Origin of the sequence: Microcoleus sp. BM001215392 (assembly GCF_036700185.1) — a bacterium.
GTDB lineage: Bacteria > Cyanobacteriota > Cyanobacteriia > Cyanobacteriales > Microcoleaceae > Microcoleus.
Genome location: NZ_JAUBOJ010000607.1, coordinates 1 through 2,694 on the forward strand (window position 1 = coordinate 1; position 2,694 = coordinate 2,694).

3 protein-coding genes are annotated in these 2,694 nt (G+C 41.2%); all 3 read right to left on the minus strand.

The window, feature by feature from the left end; all coding sequences use genetic code 11:
* Positions 1-435: 435 nt before the first annotated feature.
* The 3 genes from QT974_RS33270 to QT974_RS33280 all read right to left on the minus strand — a co-directional run bounded on the left by QT974_RS33270 (position 436) and on the right by QT974_RS33280 (position 2,465).
* Complete coding sequence (locus QT974_RS33270) at positions 436-1,071, minus strand: type IV pilin-like G/H family protein (protein ID WP_333472630.1); 636 nt, start codon at positions 1,069-1,071, stop codon at positions 436-438.
* A 142-nt stretch (positions 1,072-1,213) separates the two neighbouring features.
* Positions 1,214-1,774 carry a paraslipin gene (locus QT974_RS33275; protein WP_333472631.1) on the minus strand — a complete coding sequence of 187 codons (561 nt, stop codon included), beginning with the start codon at positions 1,772-1,774 and terminating at the stop codon, positions 1,214-1,216.
* A 148-nt stretch (positions 1,775-1,922) separates the two neighbouring features.
* Positions 1,923-2,465, minus strand: coding sequence for an NfeD family protein (locus QT974_RS33280; protein WP_333472632.1), 543 nt, complete (start codon positions 2,463-2,465; stop codon positions 1,923-1,925).
* Positions 2,466-2,694 lie beyond the last annotated feature (229 nt).

A 2,694-nucleotide genomic window follows, 5' to 3' on the forward strand; every position in this document is an offset into this window, starting at 1 on the left:
TAAACCCCTGCCTCATAGCGAAAGTCGGTTGAAACCGACTATAGATTTTAGATTTAAAATTGAGGATTAAGAAGTTGATTTAATTGGCTCTTCAGTCCTCTTTGAGAGGACTTTCGTTATGAGACAGGGAATTAATTCCCTGTCGGACTGTGGGACTTACAAACAATATCGATGCAGCGATCGATATTAAATCGATTTGAGATTTGAGATTGGGAATTAAGGCTGTTATCTCGATCGCTTCCTATAGCGCGTCTAAATCATTTATGCAATAAGTTAATATTGTTACCCGATCGGCTCACATTCGCTCGAATGCAATGCCGATTACTCGATTGCGAGATCGTTGGCATTTTTGAAAATCGATCGAATTGCATGACTCATTTAGACGTGCTATATTTACTTACTTAAGTGAAATATTGTGAGAGTTGCTTGGTTAGATTATCTGGGCAATTCTGTTGTGCCTTTACCGCAAATAACCTCACCATTTTGATAAATTGGTTCCGCTGGCTCATCTAGCTCATCTTTTCGTTTAACTCTAAAGAAAGGGCGCTTTTCAGTTTCGCAAAGTATAGTTACAGGTATAGTTACAGTTGTCCTTTCATCTCGATCGGCATTGGGTGCTAATTCTTTATCAGGAAAAAGAAAAACACCGCCGACATAATTCTTAAGAGTCTTGCTCTTGGAAATTGCATAATAAAATGATGCTGTCTGAGTGGTACGAATTGAATATTTGTAGTTGTTTGTTTCTGTTTTAATGCCAAGTCCCAAAGCATCAATAGAAGTGGCAAAAGCATTGTTTTCTGCAAAATAAGCTTGCTGGGTTCTGTTCATTAAAGAAACATACTGTTTGCCTTCTCCCTGCTTAACATTCATTAGCCAACTCGTAGATGTTCCGACCAATATCTCAACTTGCTTATCATTAAATCCAAAAGAAAAAAATAATCCCGATAATAATGGCATAACGATGCCAATTAATCCAATGAACACAACCAATAAGCCGCCTCCACCAACCTTGAGTAAAACGATACAAACATCGAGTAAAATGCTATATGAATCAGGCTTTTGCTTCCGCATGGTATTTTATCCTTTCTATTTGCAGTCAGAACTTCGGTGCTGAGAATGTCGATCGCATTCAGCGATGCACAGCCTCTGGATCAGCGTTACCAGGCAGAGCCTGGTAACGAGAATAACTAGAAAAATGGTGATGAACAAAAATCTAAGCTCGCAATTTTTTTGCCTCTTTTGGATCGAGGGCTTTCGGCTGAATCGCTTGAGTACCGATCGCAAAATCGCGTAATTCAACTCTCGTAAACTTTACTCCCCAAGGATCGGTGATTGTATCCAACTCCTTCACTAAAGCATTATTTATTTGATGGCGAGCGTCGTAAAGTTCCTCTACAGCTAATTTACCAATTTCAGTCCGAATTGCCAGAATCAGCATATTGAACATGGCTTCCTTGAGATTTTCTACCTTGTAGCAAGCTTTTTCTAAGTTAATGATTCGCCAGTACACGATAAAATCAACAGTGATAGCAACGCGATCGCGAGTTTTACATTGTTGCGGCGCTAGGTATAAAATTTGCTCGCGCAGAGTTTGTGTATAGGCGACTTTTTCGACAAAGGGAACCAGAAATGTCAAACCAGGTTCCAGTTTTTTGCGATCGTACTTTCCAAAAACTTCTACTAAAGCTTCGTCTCCTTGACGGACGATTTTCATGCTGCTGGTTAAGGATACTCCGGTGATTGCTAAAAATACCATCAACAAATATTCAGACATAGTGAATCTCCTATTAAACAGTTGACAGTTGACAGTTGACAGTTGACAGTTGACAGTTGATAGTGATTTCTTAGTCCGCGAAGGCGGACTTTGTTTGTGTAGAAGCGATTTCAATCGCCGTCTAATAAAAGAAGTAACAACCCAAGATTTAGCCATGAATGCGCATTAATTTGTCAGGTATCACAATCAGCGTGTTTCCTTCGCGCCGCAAAACGTAAACTTTTTGTTGGGCTGCGATTCCCTGGAAATCTTCATTTCGGGCTTTCCACGAAACACCTTCATACATCACCATTCCAATTTCTCCAGATAAAATTTCGGAGATAGTTGTGGCTTCGGTTGCTTCAGGAATCACAAACTTTTTGCGAACAATGAAAACTGGTCTGATCCAGATACTCAAGGCGAGAGAGATTCCCATCCAGTAGAATATCTGCCAGTCAAAAGCTTCATACATGACGTTCGCCCAACTAAACTGAAATGCGATCGACCCTCTCCACAAAACAAAGGATGAGATTAATGCAGCAGCCCCCATCATCAGCAGGTAAAACCTGTATCTTTGGGGCTGAGTTTTTTGGATAAATAGATCGATCGCACTCAGCACAATTCCCAGCAGCAACCAAAACAGCGGCGGCGTGAAAGCGAAACCTGGTTGATTAGTGGCGGATGCCAGCGACCAAATTAGGATAGAATGCACAATGCTGTTACCTCGTTTTGATGTGATTCAACCTTGTTATTTCTCATCTAATCAGGTGGCTATTTGAGTTGGCGACTGAGTTCTTCGAGAATTCATCGACTTTTCATCGACTTTTTATTGACTTTAGGGACGGTTGGCAGTCAATTTAAGGTCAAACCCGCAGGGAAAGCAGTTCGTCAGTCCGGCAGTCCGGCAGGGGTTTAAACCCCTGCCTCATAGCGAAAGTCGG

Excerpts from the sequence above, each read along its gene's own strand:
- QT974_RS33270 (WP_333472630.1), bottom strand. The coding sequence starts at position 1,071 with ATGCGGAAGCAAAAGCCTGATTCATATAGCATTTTACTCGATGTTTGT.
- QT974_RS33275 (WP_333472631.1), bottom strand. The coding sequence starts at position 1,774 with ATGTCTGAATATTTGTTGATGGTATTTTTAGCAATCACCGGAGTATCC.